Here is an 18769-nt window from a genome sequence, read left to right as displayed (position 1 = left end):
GGCTTTTTGTATGGCAACTTTAGCAGTTGATGCGGTATCTGTTGGCTATAATGAAGGGTTAATTATTGATGGATTAACAGTTGAAATTCCGGAAGGGAAAATTACAACAATTATTGGACCAAATGGTTGTGGGAAGTCCACATTATTAAAAACGGCTTCTCGTATTTTGAAGGCGAAAAAAGGTACTGTTTATCTTGACGGAAAAGCAATCGAGAAACAACCAACAAAAGAAATCGCAAAGAAAATGGCGATTTTACCACAGACTGCAGAAGTGCCAACTGGCCTTACTGTGTTTGAACTTGTTTCATATGGACGTTTTCCTCATCAAAAAGGATTTGGAACGTTGAAAGAAGAGGATTATCGTTACATTCATTGGGCACTTGAAGTGACGGGAATGACAGAATTCGCAAATCGTTCAGCAGAGGCGTTATCAGGCGGGCAACGTCAACGTGTATGGATTGCGATGGCCCTTGCACAAGGAACAGAATTACTTGTATTGGATGAACCAACAACGTACTTAGATATGGCTCATCAATTAGAAGTATTAAACTTATTGAAAAAATTAAATGAAGAAGAAGGTAGAACGATTGTTATGGTTATCCATGACTTAAACCACGCTTCTCGTTTCTCAGATCATATGATTGCATTAAAAGCAGGTAAGTTAATGAAACAAGGAACGCCAGATGAAGTTATGACAAGTGAAACACTTCGCAGTGTATTTGAGATTGAAGCTCAAATCGTTCCTTGTCCAGTAAACTGTAAGCCAATTTGTTTAACATATGATTTAGCGATGATTAGTAATCAATTGCGTAAAAAAGCATAAGTAGAACCCCCTCGTGAAGAGGGGGGACTTCTAATGGACGTTGAGCTTCTTATATAAGAATGGGAAGTTGAACGCCCGTTAGAATGGGTTATTAACAACAATTAATAAATATATATAAATTAATTGTTATATTTGTTTCTTATAGTTCATTGTAACTTATAAGATAAATACAGCTAGAAGGAGTGGGAACATGAAGAATTTTAAAATGGCACTATTAGCAATGGTACTAGTTGTGACTTCTGTACTATTTGCAGCTTGTTCTAACAAAGAAGAAGAAAAGAAAGCAGATGCAAAGACTGAAGAGCGCACTGTAAAACATGCAAAAGGGGAAATTAAAATTCCTGCAAATCCAAAGAAAATTGCTGACCTTAGTGGTTCAACAGAAGAATTATTAATTTTCGGTATGAAACCGGTTATTACTGCTAATACATCTCAAGAAAAAATTGATGCACATATTGAAAAGAAACTAAAAGACGTTAAACCAGTTGGTTCTGCTTGGGGCGATAAAATTAACATCGAAGCAGTAGCTGCTGCAAAACCAGATTTAATTCTTGTAAATAATCGTCAAGAAAAGATTTATGATCAATTATCTAAAATTGCACCAACAGTTATGTTAAACACTCCATTAGATCAATGGCGTCCAAAATTCCAAGAAGTAGGTCAAATCTTCGGTAAAGAAAAAGAAACAAAAGAATGGTTCAAAAAGTATGATGAAAAAGCAAGCAAATTACATGACAAAATCGTCGCTAAAACTGGTGAAGCAACATTTATGAAAATGGCTGCATATCCAAATGCTTTCCGCGTATACGGTGACTACGGTTACGGTAGCGTAATCTTTAATGATTTAAAACTACCAGCAGTTAAAGGTACACCAACTGATAAACCGTTAGTACAAGTACAAAAAGAAGCTTTAATCGATTACAACCCAGATTACTTATTCGTATTTACAACTGGTGACGGTTCTCAGCGCTTAAAAGAATTCCAAGAAGAATCAATTTGGAAAAACATGAACGCTGTTAAAAACAACCACGTATTTACAATTAAAAATGAAGACTTAAACAAAGGTTACTTCCCACTAGGGAAAGATATGATCTTAGACGAAGTTGCTGAATTCGTTTTAGGTAAATAATGTATAAAGGAAATCACTTTTACTTCGGTAAAGGTGATTTTTTCTTTTTATAAAGGGAATTAATACAGTCTTTCATTTCTTTCTGTTTCTCATTTCGTTTATAATATAAAGTAAGAATGTAGTAAAGAAAGGGGGATGTCGGAAAGTGGTATATTTAAACGACAAACTCAGCGAAACAAAAGTGTTTAAAGACCCAGTACATAAATATGTGCACGTGCGTGATCGTGTTATTTGGGATTTAATCGGAACGAAAGAATTTCAACGCTTGCGCCGTATTAAGCAGCTTGGAACGACATTTTTTACATTTCACGGTGCAGAGCATAGTCGCTTTACTCATTCGTTAGGTGTATACGAAATTATTCGTCGTATGATTGATGATGTGTTTGATGGCAGACCAAATTGGAATGCTGAAGATAGATTGTTATGTTTATGTGCGGCATTACTTCATGATGTCGGCCACGGCCCATTTTCTCACTCGTTTGAAAAAGTATTTTCATTAGATCATGAGAAATTTACGCAAAAGATTATCGTTGGCAATACGGAGATTAATGATGTATTAAGTCGTGTTGATAAGGAGTTTCCACAAAAGGTAGCAGATGTAATTGCAAAAACGTCTACTAATAAATTAGCGATTAGTATGATTTCGAGTCAAATTGATGCGGATCGTATGGATTATTTATTAAGAGATGCTTATTTTACAGGCGTAAAGTACGGAAACTTCGATATGGAACGTATACTGCGTGTAATGCGTCCGTATGGGAATCAAGTAGTCATTAAAAATAGTGGTATGCATGCTGTTGAGCATTACATTATGAGTCGTTATCAAATGTATTGGCAAGTATATTTCCATCCGGTAACGCGAAGTGCAGAAGTTATTTTAACGAAGATTTTACACCGTGCGAAATCACTGCACGAGAAGTATTACACATTTAAAAATCATCCTGTTCATTTCTATTCTTTATTTGAAGAAGAAGTAACAGTAGAGGATTATTTAAAGTTAGACGAGAACGTTATGTATTACTACTTCCAAGTATGGCAGGAAGAAGAAGATCCAATTTTAAGCGATTTATGTCGCCGTTTTATGAATCGAAATCTATTTAAATATGTAGAGTTTACAGATAAACACGGTTTAGATAATTGGATGGAGTTAAGTAGTTTATTTAAAAAGATTGGACTTGATCCGGAGTATTATTTAGTAGTTGATTCAACATCGGACTTACCGTATGACTTTTATCGTGCAGGAGAAGAAGAAGAGCGTCTGCCAATCCTGCTTCTTATGCCAAACGGAGAGCTTAGAGAGCTTTCACGTGAATCGGATATTGTTGAGGCGATTACAGGTAAGAAAAGAACGGATCAAAAGTTATTCTATCCACATGATTTAATCTATGAAGATGGAAGAAAAGGAAAATATAAAGAGAGAATTATTGAGTTGTTAGAAGGAAAGAAATAAGAAGCAGCTAATGGCTACTTCTTATGAAAAAACTTGAAATTATTTGTCGCTTAAGCGTTTTCCGCCAACTGCATAATGGTTTTTAGACATTTCTTCGATGAAAACAACGATGTTTTCTTCAGGAGCACCAGTTGTTTCGCTTACTGCTGCTGTTACTTTCTCAGCAAGAGCTTTCTTTTGTTCTTCTGTGCGTCCTTCTAGCATTTTCACTGTTACGTATGGCATGTACAATCGCTCCTTTTATGTAAGTTACACTCTTATTATAGCGGATTATGGGGAAGAACAATCGAAAAAACAAATAATTTCTTTTTTTGACATATGGAAGAGGAGATGAAGTATGGATCAGTTATTTAGATATCCATTGCACGAAATTCCGTTGGTAGCAATGGCGATTATTATTGCATTATCCGTTCATGAATTTGCACATGCATATGTTGCATATAAATTTGGGGACGATACAGCAAAGAGACAAGGGCGTTTAACGTTATCACCGATGGCTCATTTAGACCCTATCGGTTTGATTGCAGTATTAATTCTTGGATTCGGTTGGGCAAGACCGGTTCCTGTTAACCCATATAACTTTAAAAGACCGCGTCTTGCAGGCATATTAGTTTCAATTGCAGGGCCGATTAGTAACTTAATTTTAAGTGCAATTGGTTTAATTATTTGGTATAGCTTATTAAAATTTGGTGTATTATACTCAATTCCATCTGCAGTAGCAGATACGTTAGCTCAATTTTTCCAGATTTTTATTATGCTGAATATCGTTTTACTTGTATTTAACTTATTACCGATCCCACCACTTGATGGGTATCGCGTAGTGGAAGATTTAGCACCAGCAAATATTCGCGCGAAAATGACACAGTATGAAAAATACGGGGCAATTGCGTTATTAATTCTCGTTATTACACCGCTTAGTAATTACACAATTCAACCTATTTTTCAGGTAGTTATTCCGCATGTATTTGTATTTTTAGATAGCATCATTGCGCCTATTTTTGGCCTTTTATAATTTTTAAGTGAGGAGGATTTTACATATGACAGAGAAAAAGAAAAAAATCGGTTTTAATATCGTGAAAAATGATTCAACAGATGGACATGGTGGATTTGGTGTTGGGGCATTAAGCTTAGAAAACATTTCACCTGTATTTGTTGATGTACTAGAGAAGACTGCATTCGTTGATATCGGTGCGATGCATGCGCGTAGTACAGTAGAAAAAGGTATTAAGTTTTTAACAAATAAAGATGAAGTTCCAAACGGAAAACCATTTTGGCTTGTTTGGGTAACGATTGAAAGAACTGCGACAGGTGCGTATTACGCAGGTGTAACAGCTTGTGAAATGACAGTTGACCGTGAGATTCGCCGCGGATATAAATCACTTCCAGAACACGTAAACAAAATGGATAAATCAATGAAGCGTCACATTATGGTTGACCATATGGATGAATCATCTAAAAAAGTACTTGGTACGTTCTTGAAAGAACATAATGAAGCGATTTGGAACGAATCTGGTGAAGAATTGCGCCGTGCATTATTAAGTGAATAAAAAATAGCTGACGGATGCCCGTCAGCTATTTTTTTTACCAAGGAAGATATTTTTTCCACCAACTTGTTTTTTTCTTTTCTTCAGTCGTTTTTTCAAATTCTTCTTTATCATCGACGTGATCCATACAATATTCAGTCGGTTCGGTACCTTTAGCGAAGTACATTTTCACAGAAATAGGACAATTTTTTGTAGCAATTTTACCGTTCTCTGGGTTGATATTAACCGCTACGACGTCACCTGGTTGTTTAAATTCTTTTTTTGGCTGTCCATCTAAGCCTTTCTCCATCGTATCAGTCCATATTTTCTTCGCATATCCTTGTTCTGCTACGTTTGAAATAGATTTAGGTTGATCGTATCCGACCCATACACCAGTTACGATTTGCGGAGTAAATCCGATCATCCAACTATCCGTTTCAGTAGAACCAGATTTTCCGGCATATGTTCTTGATAATTTTGATAACATCGATTGGCCAGTTACAGCAGCATAACTGCTTAGTTTCTTATTAAACATACCAGTCATCATTTCTTCCATTACAAACGCTTTGCTCTTGTCGAGAACTTGTTTACTCTCTAAATGAGCATCGTATAATATATTTCCTTCATGATCCATAATGCGGCGAATGAAAGTAGGTTTTACTTCTTTTCCACCGTTTGCGAACATGCTATAAGCGTTGACCATTTCAATTGGTTTTACTGGTGATGTACCGAGAGCTAGAGAAGGCACATCTTTTAATGCACTTGTAATTCCAAATTGTTTCGCTGTTTTTGCAAGCGCGTCATCTCCTAAAAATAAATTCGTTTTCACAGCATATATGTTATCAGAGACTGCGAGAGCTTGTGCCATCGTTACGAAATCATCGGCATAATAATCTTTATAGTTCTTCGGTTTATACTTTGAAACACCGTCACCTAAGGTGAATACAGTATATTCGCTTTTTAAGCGCGTAGCAGGTGTGAATCCTCGTTCTAATGCCGCATAATATAGAAATGGCTTAAATGTAGAACCAGGCTGACGGATGGCTTGTGTAGCCCTGTTAAATTGACTCGTAGTATAATCAGTTCCGCCAACAAGAGCAGCCACTTCACCTGTCGTTGGATTCATAGAGACGAGAGCAGTTTGTATGTTTGTTGTGTCAGGTATATGATATTTTACAGCTTGTTCTGCTACAGCTTGTAGTTTAGGGTCTAGCGTTGTATAAATTCGCAAGCCACCTCGTTGTAAAGCTTGTTCGTCTAATCCAACATCACGAAGAAGTGAAGCTTGTACAGCATCTTGGAAATATGGTGCGACCTCTGCTACTTTTTTCGTATCTAATGAGGCAAAAGTTAGTGGCTCTTTCTTCGCTAAGGCTGCTTGTTGCTTCGTAATATATCCTTGTTCTACCATTTCATCTAATATGAGGGCTTGTCGTCCTTTAGCACGATCCTCTTTCAAAAAGGGAGAATAGACACTTGGTCCTTTTGGGATACCTGCGAGCATACTAGCTTCTGCTAATGTTAACTCTTTTGCTGTTTTATCGAAATATAGACGGGACGCAGCTTCGATGCCATAAGCGCCATGTCCGTAATAAATTGTATTTAAATATCCTTCTAAAATATGATTTTTATTATAGTTTACTTCAAGGCGGACAGTGTACATTGCCTCTAATAATTTCCGTTTCCACGTTTTATCATGATCTAAATACAGATTACGCGCGTATTGTTGTGTAATTGTACTAGCTCCTTGTACCTTTGCCATTGCTTTTAAATCAGCAACAATTGCACCTGCAATCCGTTTTAAATCGAAGCCGTGATGTTTATAAAATCTTTGATCTTCAATAGAAAGGGTCGCTTCTTTTACATAAGGTGAAATTTCATTAAGAGAGACATTGTAACGTTTTTGAATTTCGTTACTTTGTCCAATAACGGTATCATCGTTTGCGTAAAAGACGCTTGTTTGCGGGACCGCAACAGGAGGAGGTCCCATAATTTTTGCAACTATAATAATAACAAAAAAAGAAAAAACGAAGAAAAGGACGCAAGAAAACATTGCGGTGAAGAAAAGACGTTTATATTTTTTAAGTTTTGGATTCATAGTTTGATCCATCTTTTTTCAGCCCCTCATTAATACAAGCGTTATTGTATTAGTATTGAGGGTTTTCGTTTATTTTAAACAATGAAATTTCGAAAATAAAAAAGCCCCTTCCATTAAGAAAGGAGCTCAAAGGCACGTGCTGGCCAATCGGTAATGATGACATCTACACCATAATCAATCATAGTTTGTAAATCTTTGTATTCGTTAATTGTATATGGACGGAAAACATATCCTTGCTCTTGTGCTAACTGCACAAATTCTTTCGTTAATAGCTGGAAGTTTGGATGTAATCCACTTGCTTCTCTATGTTTTGCTTCGGCAATTGGATCAGCAATCGGTGTATCATATAAAATTGCTCTTGGAATTTCAGGAGCAATTTCTGCTAATAATGAAACAGAGTCATGGTTAAATGATGAAAATACAATTTGATTTGAAAGATGATATTCACGCACAAGTGCAACAACTTTTTCCTCAATATTTGGGTAATGAATAACATCTGTTTTTAATTCGATATTTAGTTGTAAGTTCGTTGTGGAAAGCCAAATGAAAACCTCGCGCAACGTTGGAATTTTTGCTTCTTGGAAAGAAGGGGCTTTATTGCTACCAGCGTCCAATGATTGTAATTCCTCTACCGTTTTTTCAGAAACAAGTCCAACGCCATTTGTTGTACGATCGACGGTTTCATCGTGAATTACGACAAGTTCACCATCTTTTGATAGGTGGACATCGAGTTCAATTCCGTGAGCGCCAATGCGTTCAGCTTCTTGGAAGGCAATCATCGTATTTTCGGGATGTGTTCCTTTTACTCCGCGGTGAGCAAAAATAAGTGGTTTACTCATATGAAAATCTCCTTATTATCTCTTTTCTTTCATTATGAAACTGCTTTAGGGAAAATACAATTGAATATGACAAACATTTACAAAAGTCTAACAGTTGCAGAAAAGTTAACGTTAACGTAAAATGTAATAATTGAGTGAAGGGAGGAATAAACATGTATAAAATTGATGAAGTAACAAAGCAAGTCGGTTTAACAAAACGTACACTTCGTTATTATGAGGAAATTGGTTTAATTCATCCCCCAGAACGTAGTGAGGGGAATATTCGTCTGTATACGGATGAGGATATTGCCAGAATTAAAAGAATTGTAGAAGCGAAAGAAGTGCTAGGAATCACACTTCAAGAAATGCAACATTTCTTATCACTAAAAGAAAGAATGGAGCAAAGAAGAAATAGCGAGAACCCTCGTGATCGTGAAGTGATTCAAGAAATTAAAGATATGCTTGAAAAACAAGTGCAAACGTTAGACGAAAAAATGGAGCAAATGCAACGTGTAAAGGCAGAACTCGAAGATAGTTTACATCGTGCAGTAACATTTTTAGAGAGCACAAAAGGAGAGTAATCAAAATGGAGAGCAAACAAAAACTAGGGAGATTGATTACAGTGGTAGCTACCTTTCTTGCCTTTTCGGGTATAGGGGTAGTTGACCCAATCTTGCCGATTATTGCTGAGAAAATTGGTGCAACGCATTGGCAAGTTGAAATGTTATTTACCGCTTATATTTTAACGATGGCAATCATGATGTTACCAGCTGGTATATTTGCATCGAGATTTGGTGATAAACGAATGATGACAATCGGTCTTGCGATTGTGACTGTATTTGCGTTTATATGCGGTATATCGCAAACGATTGCTCAATTATCTCTTTTCCGTGCTGGATGGGGATTAGGAAATGCGATGTTTTTTGCGACAGCAATGACACTGTTAATAGCATTAAGTAAAGAAGTTCATGAAGCAGTAGGATTATACGAAGCAGCTATCGGCTTAGGTATGGCTGGGGGGCCGTTATTGGGTGGAATACTAGGTGGACATTCTTGGCGTTATCCGTTTTTCGCGACGAGTATTTTAATTTTCTTAGCATTTATTTTAGTATTCTTTTTTGTAAAAGAACCAGAGCGAAAGGTGAAGCGTAAGGCTGCTGGCGTAGGGGAATTACTTAACTTGGTGAAGTATAAACCATTTATGCAAGGTGCTATTTCAGGGATGCTATACTACTACGGATTTTTTGTTGTGTTAGCATATTCACCACTTATTATGCATTTATCAGCTATTCAATTAGGCTTTGTATTTTGCGGATGGGGACTGGCGTTAGCTTACGGTTCTGCAATTTTAGCACATAAACTAGAAGGGAAATATGAACCAAAAACATTATTGAAGGGGAGTTTACTCGTATTTGCGATTTTCTTAATTGCACTATTCTTTGTGAAAATTATGTGGTTACAAATTACTCTTATCGTTTTATCAGGATTGGCATCTGGCTTAAACAATGCATTATATACAAGTTATGTAATGGATATTTCACCTTATGAAAGATCTGTTACGTCAGGTGTTTATAACTTTGTTCGTTGGTTAGGTGGTGCGATTGCTCCAATTTTATCAGGAGTTATCGGGCACACAGTTTCACCACAAAGCCCATTTTTAGTTGGGGGAATTGTTGTGTTAGTTGGTTGTATTATGATCTTAATTCCAATTCGTAAACCAGTAGAACTAGAGACGAAAACCCTTTCTTAAGAAAGGGTTTTCTTTATACACATATGTTAGAACCCTCTGACTAAAATATATTTTCGGTATTTTTGTACTTTTAACTATACATTTTGGATGTTTTGTTTTATTTTTGTTAGGGGACATTAATGATGTCCCTATTATAAATTTGCATTGAAAGGCGTGATTGTACGATGGAACTATGGTTCACTGAAAAACAAACAAAACATTTTGGGATTACGGCGCGTATTAACCGCACATTACATACGGAGCAAACAGAATTCCAGAAACTTGATATGGTTGAAACGGAAGAGTTCGGAAACATGCTTATTTTAGACGGCATGGTTATGACAACAGAAAAGGACGAGTTCGTTTATCACGAAATGGTAGCGCACGTACCTTTATTTACACATCCAAACCCTGAAAACGTATTAGTTGTTGGCGGCGGCGATGGCGGTGTTATTCGCGAAGTGTTAAAACACCCAAGTGTAAAGAAAGCAACTCTTGTTGAAATCGATGGAAAAGTAATTGAGTACTCTAAACAATACTTACCATCAATTGCAGGCGCATTAGATAATGAGCGTGTAGAAGTAAAAGTAGGAGACGGTTTCCTACACATCGCAGAAAGCGAAAATGAATACGACGTAATTATGGTAGATTCTACTGAGCCAGTAGGCCCAGCAGTAAACTTATTTACGAAAGGTTTCTACGCTGGAATCTCTAAAGCGTTAAAAGAAGATGGTATTTTCGTTGCACAAACGGACAACCCTTGGTTCACACCAGAACTAATTACAACTGTGTTTAAAGACGTAAAAGAGATTTTCCCAATTACTCGTTTATACACAGCGAACATCCCAACTTACCCAAGTGGTCTTTGGACGTTCACAATTGGATCTAAAAAACATGATCCATTAGAAGTAAGTGAAGAGCGTTTCCACGAAATCGAAACGAAATACTACACAAAAGAATTACACAATGCAGCATTCGCATTACCGAAATTTGTTGGCGATTTAATTAAGTAAGAAATCGAGTTTGAACAAATAAAGTGTAGGTAGCTCATTTAAGGTGTTTGTCCAGAAGACTTGAACATGCTAGCTACTTACACTCCTGTAAAGAAAATCGTCTTCTTATTGTTAAAAAAGAAGACACCGGTAAATCGAGAAAGAGGAGCAGTTCGCTCCAAATTTGAGAAATAATGAAAGGTTGGGATACCTTAAGTTCCACATAAGGAGGAAAAGAATATGCGTTTTGATGAAGCTTATTCAGGTAAAGTATTTATTAAAAGTCATCCAAGTTTTGAAGAGTCAAAGGTAGTTATTTACGGGATGCCTATGGATTGGACAGTAAGTTACCGTCCAGGTTCTCGCTTTGGTCCTGCACGTATTCGTGAAGTATCAATCGGTCTTGAAGAATATAGCCCATATTTAGATCGTGAATTAGAAGAGGTAAAATATTTTGATGCGGGTGATATCCCATTACCATTCGGAAACGCACAACGCAGTTTAGACATGATTGAAGAGTATGTATCAAAACTTTTAGATGCCGATAAGTTTCCACTAGGTCTCGGCGGTGAGCACCTAGTGTCTTGGCCAATTTTTAAGGCAATGGCAAAAAAATATCCGGATTTAGCAATCATCCACATGGATGCTCATACTGATTTACGTGAATCGTATGAAGGGGAGCCTTTATCCCACTCTACACCAATTCGTAAAGTGTGTGATTTAATTGGTCCGGAAAACGTATATTCTTTCGGAATTCGTTCTGGAATGAAGGAAGAATTTGAATGGGCGAAAGAAGTAGGTATGAACTTATATAAATTTGACGTATTAGAACCGTTAAAAGAAGTATTACCGAAACTTGCTGGACGCCCAGTCTATGTCACAATCGACATTGATGTATTAGACCCAGCTCACGCTCCAGGAACAGGAACGTTAGAAGCTGGCGGTATTACATCTAAAGAATTATTAGATTCCATCGTAGCAATTGCAAATTCAAATATAAATGTAGTTGGAGCAGACTTAGTAGAAGTAGCTCCGGTCTACGACCATAGTGATCAAACACCAGTCGCAGCAAGCAAATTCGTGCGGGAAATGCTGCTCGGTTGGGTGAAGTAAAAGTGAAGCCGACTGTTTAGACCCGGTGAATAAGGTTCTTCCCTGCAAAAGGTGCTTTTTACCTTTTAGCAGGGAAGGTTCTTAGACGCAAGGGTCTAGGAGGCGTAACTGGATAGAAATAAAAGCGGAAGCGGCTCGCTCAGAATGTGTCGGTAAGTCGATATATAAAAAAATCGTCGATATAATCTTATTTACCATGGCAAGACATGAAAAAAAGAGTTATTCTCAAAAGGTGAGAATAACTCTTTTTCTTATGCAACTTTCTCTTCCGAATTAACGCCGCGAATTTCATCAGCAGAGCGGATCGGATATTTGCGGAACACAATAGATCCGATGTATCCGATAATAGTGGTAACGATTCCACATAGTACAGCAGCAATCGTTACTTTTATAACGTCATTAAATCCGAATAGGACGAGAAGACCTGGAATTGGTGATGCTGTTCCTGGTGCATTATTAACAAGCTGGAATAGCGATGTAATAATACCGGCAAGTGCACCGCCAACGAAATTTGTCATATAAATTGGAATTGGATTTGCTGAGACAACATCGGCTTGTGTTAAAGGCTCGATTGCTACAGCAATTGTATCTTTCTTTGAACAAATTTTTAATCGTTTAAAGAAAATAAAGTTCATCGGGGCTGAAGCTGCTACGGCAAGACTACCAATTGCCATTGGTAAACCTGTTAATCCAAGCATTGCAGTTAGTGCCATAGAACTCAGTGGAGAGGTAGAAATAACTGTTATTAATCCACCAAGCATAATACCCATAATGATAGGACTCTCTGTAGTTGCAACTGAAATCATAGAACCGATTTTACCAAGTGTTGCGTTAACGAGCGGATCCATAAGCATTGCCATTCCACGTGAGATTGGTGCAGCGATGAATAGGATTGCTAAAAATTCCACACCAGCTGGTAATTTCTTTTCGAGAAATTTCACGACGAAGGCACAAACGTATCCAGCGAAAAATCCTGGTAAAATACCGAATCCACTAGTAGCGATACCAATTAAAACAGCGTATACGGGGGAAACACCGATTGCTAATGCGACTAAAATCGCTGCTGCAACACCGCTCATACTACCAGAAGCTTCTCCTACTGATTGTAAAAAGTCATTGTGAAACATTTCTCCACCTATATAACGGTGAAATGCTTCAATAAGAAAACTTGCGATTGCTGCATTAGCTAAAGCACCCATCGCCTTCATTCCGTAAGGCGCACGGTAACTGAAAAGTGTAAATAGACAAAGTACAACAAGTAATAGTGCTAAACCTTGCAAGATAGCCATTTGAAAACTGTCTCCTTTGATTTTTGTAATAAAAATTCGTATCATTCAATAATAATATAAAAGTGTATGAAACGGAAAAATTTTTTCTTGGGAACTTGCTGTAAGAAAAAATCCCTTACAATAATGTAAGGATTGTGTAAGACTTTTCGATAGAGTATAGTATACCCTTTTCCGTATAATACAGGTATAGACATAACATTAGTGAGAAAGAAGTGTAAAACAGGAGGCGCATGTATGAAATTGGTCATTAAAGTTTTAGCTGTATTCGCCATTATTTTAGGGGGAACAGCGTATTATTTGAATACAAAAACAGAAGGTGTACATGCTTTTGTAGACAACTTCTTTTCAAATAAAGAAATACAAGATTATTATGCGGTTGTAGATAAAGGTGAGAAAAAAGACGGTGAGTATTTGTATACATTTAAAGGGTATACAGAGGACGGAAATCAACAAATTATTAAAAGAATGGTAAATCGTGAATTGCATGCAGGTGCTTTTATAAAAATTTATGCAAAAGGTATGCAAGGAAAAGGATGGGCTGAAATAACGAAAGAGTCAATCCCGCAAAAAGCGTTGCAAAAAATAGAAAAACCATAAAAGGAGCGACTCATTCGCTCCTTTTTTAGTACGCTAAAATAGTGATAGATGTCTTTTCTTTGTTAGAAATAATTTTTGCACGTCCACCAATTGGGAAAGTGAAAATCGGGGTTGTATGCCCGAAACTTGCGTTTGCAATAATAGGAATATGTGCAAGTTCAGGTTTTGAAGCAATCATTTCTTGAATGTCCGCTATCGTACATTCTGCTTCTTTTTGCATTCTTCCTATTACAATACCTGTTATATGTTCAAAATTAGGTTGCTGCATAAGGGAATGTAGATAGCGATCCAAAGTTTTAAGTGTCGATTTTCCTGTTAAACTGTCTTCTTCAAGGAATAAAATTTTGCCCTTTAAGTTTGGCATATATGGTGTGCCTTGTAGTAAATTAAGTGTGCTCATATTGCCACCGATAATTTCTCCTGTCGCTTCCCCCTCTTGAATTGGAACATACCCTTCATTTTTTATAAATTCTCGATTTTCCTGATCCATATACCAAGAATCATCGCTCCACGTTTCCGCCGGAATGATTTCAATAGGCTCATTAGTGGTTAAGCATTGTAAAAAGTAATCGTTTGTATACTCGAGCCCTTTCTCCATTCCAAATGAAGAGAAGTGGGGACCCGAATATGTAACAAGCCCTGTTTTTGTGTAAATTGCATTATTTAAGGCAGTAATATCAGAATAACCACAGAAAAATTTCGGGTTTTTACGAATTAGATCATAATCGAGATGTTTCAATAAACCATTGGAGTTGTATCCGCCAAGTGTCGTCAAAATAGCTTTTACATTAGGGTCTCCAAATGCTTCATGGAGGTCTTGAATGCGGGAAGAAATAGAAGAGGAAGCAAATTGATCTATCTCATCGGCATATTTTGAGAATGTAACTTGAAAGCCCATGTCAGTTAATCTTTTTATAGCAAGTTTTCTATTTTCATTTGAAACAATACTTAAACTACAGGATGGTGAAATTACGCGTATTTCATCACCCTTTTTTAACTTTGTTGGTATCACTGAATTCACCTCTATAATTAAAAGAATATTTAGATTTAAAAAATATTTTATCACATGAAATAAAGTAGAAGTGAATTATTTTTTGAAATGGAGTTTTCCTGATTTTTCAGCAGACAGACAGCGTCTTTTTTTGATATGATAGGAAAAGTGATTTATTATAAGTAGTATTTAATATCTATAACATTTGAAAGGTGTGCAAGACGTGAAGAAACAACTTGCAGGCTTGCCGGTACACGTTCATTTCGTAACAGAAATCCGTGAAGGGGCGAGGAAGGAAACCGTTGCTTTTGAAGCAAATGGTCAATACTATGTAAAAGGTCAAGGTACATATGTAACATTCCAGGAGCCGAACGAACAAGGCGAAGTGAAAACAATTATTAAAATTCAAGATGAACAAGTTCTCATTATGCGTTCAGGTGCTATTTCTATGCGTCAGACGCATGTGAAAGGTGAATGGACAACGGGTACGTATACGAGTGAACTTGGTACGTTTGCACTGCAAACGAAAACTGATAACGTTCTTTTTAAATGGTCGGATGAAAAGAAAAAAGGACAACTCTTCTTAACGTACGCATTGCTTCTAAGTGAACAAGAAGCTGGCAGATATACAATTACAATTAATTTGAAGGAGGCAAAATAATGAATTCCTTAGAACAGGTAAAAGGATTGATTAAAGAAGAAATTCAAGCTGCTGTATTAAAGGCAGAATTAGCGACAGAAGAACAGATTCCAAACGTTGTATTAGAATCTCCAAAAGATAAAACAAATGGTGACTTCTCTACAAACATGGCAATGCAACTTGCACGCGTTGCGAAAAAAGCACCTCGTATGATTGCAGAAGAACTAGTTGCAAACTTCGATAAAGCAAAAGCTTCTATTGAAAAAATCGAAATCGCTGGTCCTGGTTTTATTAACTTCTATATGGATAATAGCTACTTAACAGATTTAATTCCAACAATCGTAAACGCTGGTGAAGCTTACGGTGAAACGAACACTGGTAAAGGTGAAAAAGTACAAGTTGAGTTCGTATCTGCGAATCCAACAGGTGACCTTCACTTAGGACATGCACGTGGTGCGGCAGTGGGTGACACTTTATGTAACGTATTAGCAAAAGCAGGATACGATGTATCTCGTGAGTACTACATTAATGATGCCGGTAACCAAATTCATAATTTAGCTCTTTCTGTTGAAGCTCGTTACATGCAAGCTTTAGGTTTAGATAAAGAAATGCCAGAAGACGGTTACCATGGTGCGGATATCATTGGAATCGGTAAACGTTTAGCTGAAGAGTTTGGCGATCGTTACGCAAAAGCTGATGCTGAAGAAAGCTATGAATTCTACCGTTCATACGGTTTGAAATATGAGTTAGCAAAACTTCAAAAAGACTTAGAGAGCTTCCGTGTTAAATTTGATGTATGGTTCTCAGAAACATCATTATACAAAAACGGAAAAATCGATGCTGCACTTACTGTATTAAAAGAGCGTGACGAAATCTTTGAAGAAGGCGGAGCAACTTGGTTCCGTTCAATGACTTACGGTGATGACAAAAACCGTGTATTAATTAAAAATGACGGTTCTTACACATACTTAACGCCAGATATTGCTTACCATCGCGATAAATTAGAGCGTGGTTTCGATAAGCTAATCAACATTTGGGGTGCTGACCACCACGGTTACATTCCTCGTATGAAAGCTGCTATTCAAGCGCTAGGTTACGATAAAGAAACACTTGAAGTAGAAATCATCCAAATGGTACAACTATACCAAAATGGTGAAAAAATGAAAATGAGTAAGCGTACAGGTAAAGCAGTTACACTTCGTGAGCTTATGGAAGAAGTAGGCGTGGACGCAATGCGATACTTCTTCGCAATGCGTAGTGGTGATTCTCATTTGGACTTCGATATGGACTTAGCTGTATCAAAATCTAATGAAAACCCAGTATACTATGCACAATATGCTCATGCTCGTGTATGCAGTATCCTTCGTCAAGGTGAAGAGTTAGGATTAGCTGCAGATGGAGACGTGAATTACAAACTTGTTACTTCTGAGAAAGAAGTAGAGTTACTGAAAAAGCTTGGTGAATTCCCAGCTGTAGTTGCGGATGCAGCACAAAAACGTCTGCCACACCGCATTACAAGCTATGCATTTGAATTAGCAGCAGCATTACACAGCTTCTACAATGCAGAAAAAGTATTAAACCAAGATAACTTAGAATTAAGTAAAGCTCGTTACGAGTTAATGAAAGCAGTACGCACTACGCTTCAAAATGCATTAGCAATCGTAGGAGTATCTGCACCAGAAAAAATGTAATGAAGAAAAGCGGAGCCGACTGTTTAGTCCCGAAGGCTAAGGTTCTTTCCCACAGAAGATGCATTTTATCTTCTCGTGGGGAAGGTTCTTAGACAGAAGGGGCTAGGAGGCAGAGCTGGACATAAAGAAAAGCGGAAGCGGCTCGTTCAGAATAGGAGGAGGATGGAGCTCCTGACAGAGAGGCGTACTTTGCCTCGGAGGAAGGCGCGAAGCCACCGAGTATTCTAGCCGCTGGAGCTAGACAATAAAGAAAAGCGGAAGCGGACTTTCGTTTTTAAATAAAAGGCAATCACATGATGTTGTGATTGCCTTTTTGTATGGAGATAATAAAAAAATAAAATTTTATCAAACAAAAGGATAATTTGCGTCGTCTTATATAAATGACAGGAGGCTTATGATGGAAGAAAAGGTAGAAGAATTAATTGATATATATAAGCAGCAAATATATTCCTTATGCTATAAGTTAGCGAAAACGAAAGAAGATGCGGAAGATATTTTTCAAGAGACGTGGATAAAGGTTTTTTCATCAAGGCATCAACTTTCCTATGTGGATAATTATAAAAAATGGATTGCTACAATTTGTGTTCGTACGTTTTATGATTTTTATCGTAAGAAAAAAAGGTGGAAAGATCGAATATTGGATTTGTTTCATAAAGAAGATGGTGGAGAAATAGATTTCGCAGATGAAGTAAATATATCAGAAGAATGTATTCAAAAAGTGGAAGCGGAAATGATACGGGAAGTTATACAGTTATTGAATGAAAAGTATAAAACTGTGCTCGTACTCTACTATTATGAACAATATTCTTATAAAGAAATGAGTGAAATATTAAATATACCGATTGGTACAGTGAAATACCGCCTTAATTATGCGAAGAAGCAAATTCGAGAACATTTGGAGGGGTTCGTTTATGACGGAAGATAAGTTTGATCAGAAGATAAAAAGTAGCTTAGCGGGAGAGATGGTTCCTAACGAAGAGCTAATAAACCATACGAAACAGAGCGTGCGAAATGCTCGAAAATTAGAAAAGAGATGGGTTGTTTTCATTCATGCTATTTGGATGATTGTATTAACAGTCACCCTAGAGCAGTTTGTTAGTCATTTGGATCATAAAATATCTGTCATTATAACGATAGTTATTATGATGCACATATACATTCCTATATATGTTGTCATACAGGCATTTTTAAAGAAGGAGTATAAATTACATGATAGGGTTCGCTAATCCATTTGTAGTATTTGAGATAGCTGGGATTACAATGTTTTTGGCTTTTATAGCACTTTTAGTATGTGTAGCATCATGGGTGTATACAGATGCGAAAACGCGTGGAATAAGTAAGTGGTGGAGTGTTATAGCGATTATATTGCCATTTTTTATTGGAGTTTTGTTATATATGACACGCAGAAATAGCCGGAAAGTAGAAGGAGAATATACGATGAAGGGTATGAAAAAGCAAAAGGTAACATTAGTTGTTATATTTGCAAGTGCGATGTTTGTATTACTTAGCGGCTTTGCTTTCGTTCAAACGTTAGATGATATGTGGAGAGCTGGTGATATATATTTAGAAAATGAGAAGAAAGGGGAGACAAGTTACGAGGCAAAATTCTCATCATGGGATATTGCTGGGAAAGATATTGAACTGGAGTATGCAAAAGATACAGAAGTAACATTTTCTTATGAAACAGATGCAAAGCGTGGTAACTTATGCTTTAGCTTGTATGAAAGACAAGGAGAAGGGATAAAGGAATTAAAGGAGATTTGTGAATCGAAAAAAGGTACTTTTAAAGCTACATTAAAAGCAAATGAAAAGTATGTATTCAATATAAGTGGTTTAATGGTGAAAGATGGTTTTGTAAAAGTGAATTGGGAAGCAAAATAAAGGGC

Annotated in this window: 20 protein-coding genes; 15 read left to right on the top strand and 5 right to left on the bottom strand. The window is 36.9% G+C overall.

The genetic code is table 11. From position 1 onward, the window contains the following. Positions 1-10: 10 nt before the first annotated feature. From ASE54_RS32000 to ASE54_RS31990, 3 genes are all read left to right on the top strand, one after another. Positions 11-823, top strand: coding sequence for an ABC transporter ATP-binding protein (locus ASE54_RS32000; RefSeq protein WP_000212066.1), 813 nt, complete (start codon positions 11-13; stop codon positions 821-823). Between the two features lie 190 nt (positions 824-1013). Continuing rightward, positions 1014-1952 carry an ABC transporter substrate-binding protein gene (locus ASE54_RS31995; protein WP_000787726.1) on the top strand — a complete coding sequence of 313 codons (939 nt, stop codon included), beginning with the start codon at positions 1014-1016 and terminating at the stop codon, positions 1950-1952. 145 nt (positions 1953-2097) lie between these two features. Then, positions 2098-3402, top strand: coding sequence for an HD domain-containing protein (locus tag ASE54_RS31990; RefSeq protein ID WP_000262742.1), 1305 nt, complete (start codon positions 2098-2100; stop codon positions 3400-3402). Positions 3403-3441: 39 nt separating this feature from the next. Here the strand turns inward: ASE54_RS31990 and ASE54_RS31985 are convergent, their stop codons facing one another. Then, positions 3442-3627: a 2-hydroxymuconate tautomerase gene (locus ASE54_RS31985; RefSeq protein ID WP_001147171.1), complete on the bottom strand. Its 186-nt coding sequence runs from the start codon at positions 3625-3627 to the stop codon at positions 3442-3444. 112 nt (positions 3628-3739) lie between these two features. Here ASE54_RS31985 and ASE54_RS31980 point away from each other — a divergent pair, with 112 nt between their 5' ends. Beyond that, positions 3740-4414, top strand: coding sequence for a site-2 protease family protein (locus ASE54_RS31980; RefSeq protein WP_000372445.1), 675 nt, complete (start codon positions 3740-3742; stop codon positions 4412-4414). A gap of 25 nt (positions 4415-4439) precedes the next feature. Next, a complete protein-coding gene (locus tag ASE54_RS31975; RefSeq protein WP_000136681.1) occupies positions 4440-4949 on the top strand; it encodes a YwhD family protein in 510 nt (169 codons plus the stop codon). A gap of 34 nt (positions 4950-4983) precedes the next feature. On the opposite strand, the gene ASE54_RS31970 is transcribed toward ASE54_RS31975, so the two are convergent. Both ASE54_RS31970 and ASE54_RS31965 read right to left on the bottom strand, forming a co-directional pair. Continuing rightward, the gene (locus tag ASE54_RS31970) at positions 4984-7035 is read right to left on the bottom strand and encodes a PBP1A family penicillin-binding protein (protein ID WP_000372952.1); all 2052 of its coding nucleotides are present in this window, start codon (positions 7033-7035) and stop codon (positions 4984-4986) included. 101 nt (positions 7036-7136) lie between these two features. Beyond that, positions 7137-7862 (bottom strand): glycerophosphodiester phosphodiesterase, encoded by a 726-nt coding sequence (locus tag ASE54_RS31965; protein ID WP_000042782.1) that lies wholly within the window; start codon positions 7860-7862, stop codon positions 7137-7139. A 152-nt stretch (positions 7863-8014) separates the two neighbouring features. Between ASE54_RS31965 and ASE54_RS31960 the strand changes: the two genes are divergently transcribed. From ASE54_RS31960 to speB, 4 genes are all read left to right on the top strand, one after another. Further along, positions 8015-8422 carry a MerR family transcriptional regulator gene (locus ASE54_RS31960; RefSeq protein WP_000276560.1) on the top strand — a complete coding sequence of 136 codons (408 nt, stop codon included), beginning with the start codon at positions 8015-8017 and terminating at the stop codon, positions 8420-8422. Positions 8423-8427: 5 nt separating this feature from the next. After that, the gene (locus ASE54_RS31955; protein ID WP_000444236.1) at positions 8428-9591 is read left to right on the top strand and encodes an MFS transporter; all 1164 of its coding nucleotides are present in this window, start codon (positions 8428-8430) and stop codon (positions 9589-9591) included. A gap of 164 nt (positions 9592-9755) precedes the next feature. Next, the gene (gene speE, locus ASE54_RS31950; RefSeq protein ID WP_000424696.1) at positions 9756-10583 is read left to right on the top strand and encodes a polyamine aminopropyltransferase; all 828 of its coding nucleotides are present in this window, start codon (positions 9756-9758) and stop codon (positions 10581-10583) included. A 219-nt stretch (positions 10584-10802) separates the two neighbouring features. Next, positions 10803-11675 (top strand): agmatinase, encoded by an 873-nt coding sequence (speB, locus tag ASE54_RS31945; RefSeq protein ID WP_001209831.1) that lies wholly within the window; start codon positions 10803-10805, stop codon positions 11673-11675. A 251-nt stretch (positions 11676-11926) separates the two neighbouring features. Here speB and ASE54_RS31940 read toward each other — a convergent pair whose 3' ends face one another. Further along, positions 11927-12964 carry a PTS sugar transporter subunit IIC gene (locus ASE54_RS31940; RefSeq protein ID WP_000996325.1) on the bottom strand — a complete coding sequence of 346 codons (1038 nt, stop codon included), beginning with the start codon at positions 12962-12964 and terminating at the stop codon, positions 11927-11929. 234 nt (positions 12965-13198) lie between these two features. On the opposite strand from ASE54_RS31940, the gene ASE54_RS31935 reads away from it, so the two are divergent. Continuing rightward, a complete protein-coding gene (locus ASE54_RS31935; RefSeq protein WP_000779933.1) occupies positions 13199-13561 on the top strand; it encodes a YxeA family protein in 363 nt (120 codons plus the stop codon). 25 nt (positions 13562-13586) lie between these two features. Here ASE54_RS31935 and ASE54_RS31930 read toward each other — a convergent pair whose 3' ends face one another. Then, complete coding sequence (locus tag ASE54_RS31930; protein WP_000613234.1) at positions 13587-14573, bottom strand: S66 peptidase family protein; 987 nt, start codon at positions 14571-14573, stop codon at positions 13587-13589. A 202-nt stretch (positions 14574-14775) separates the two neighbouring features. Here ASE54_RS31930 and ASE54_RS31925 point away from each other — a divergent pair, with 202 nt between their 5' ends. The 5 genes from ASE54_RS31925 (at position 14776) to ASE54_RS31905 (ending at position 18764) form a co-directional block, all read left to right on the top strand. Beyond that, on the top strand, positions 14776-15213 hold the full coding sequence (locus tag ASE54_RS31925; protein ID WP_000744343.1) for a DUF1934 domain-containing protein: 438 nt from the start codon (positions 14776-14778) through the stop codon (positions 15211-15213). After that, positions 15213-16883: an arginine--tRNA ligase gene (gene argS, locus ASE54_RS31920; RefSeq protein ID WP_001086463.1), complete on the top strand. Its 1671-nt coding sequence runs from the start codon at positions 15213-15215 to the stop codon at positions 16881-16883. The genes ASE54_RS31925 and argS overlap by 1 nt, the downstream gene beginning before the upstream one ends. A gap of 397 nt (positions 16884-17280) precedes the next feature. Beyond that, positions 17281-17808 carry an RNA polymerase sigma factor gene (locus ASE54_RS31915; protein WP_000391648.1) on the top strand — a complete coding sequence of 176 codons (528 nt, stop codon included), beginning with the start codon at positions 17281-17283 and terminating at the stop codon, positions 17806-17808. Further along, positions 17795-18109 carry a hypothetical protein gene (locus ASE54_RS31910; protein ID WP_000133816.1) on the top strand — a complete coding sequence of 105 codons (315 nt, stop codon included), beginning with the start codon at positions 17795-17797 and terminating at the stop codon, positions 18107-18109. Before ASE54_RS31915 ends, ASE54_RS31910 begins: the two co-directional genes overlap by 14 nt. Beyond that, positions 18093-18764 carry an ECF-type sigma factor negative effector gene (locus ASE54_RS31905; RefSeq protein ID WP_000578914.1) on the top strand — a complete coding sequence of 224 codons (672 nt, stop codon included), beginning with the start codon at positions 18093-18095 and terminating at the stop codon, positions 18762-18764. The genes ASE54_RS31910 and ASE54_RS31905 overlap by 17 nt, the downstream gene beginning before the upstream one ends. The last annotated feature ends 5 nt before the right edge of the window (positions 18765-18769 follow it).

The organism is Bacillus sp. Root131 (assembly GCF_001429475.1).
GTDB lineage: Bacteria > Bacillota > Bacilli > Bacillales > Bacillaceae_G > Bacillus_A > Bacillus_A thuringiensis_S.
Note: the sequence above shows the minus strand (reverse complement) of the source record. Positions and strands in the feature narration are given on the sequence as shown.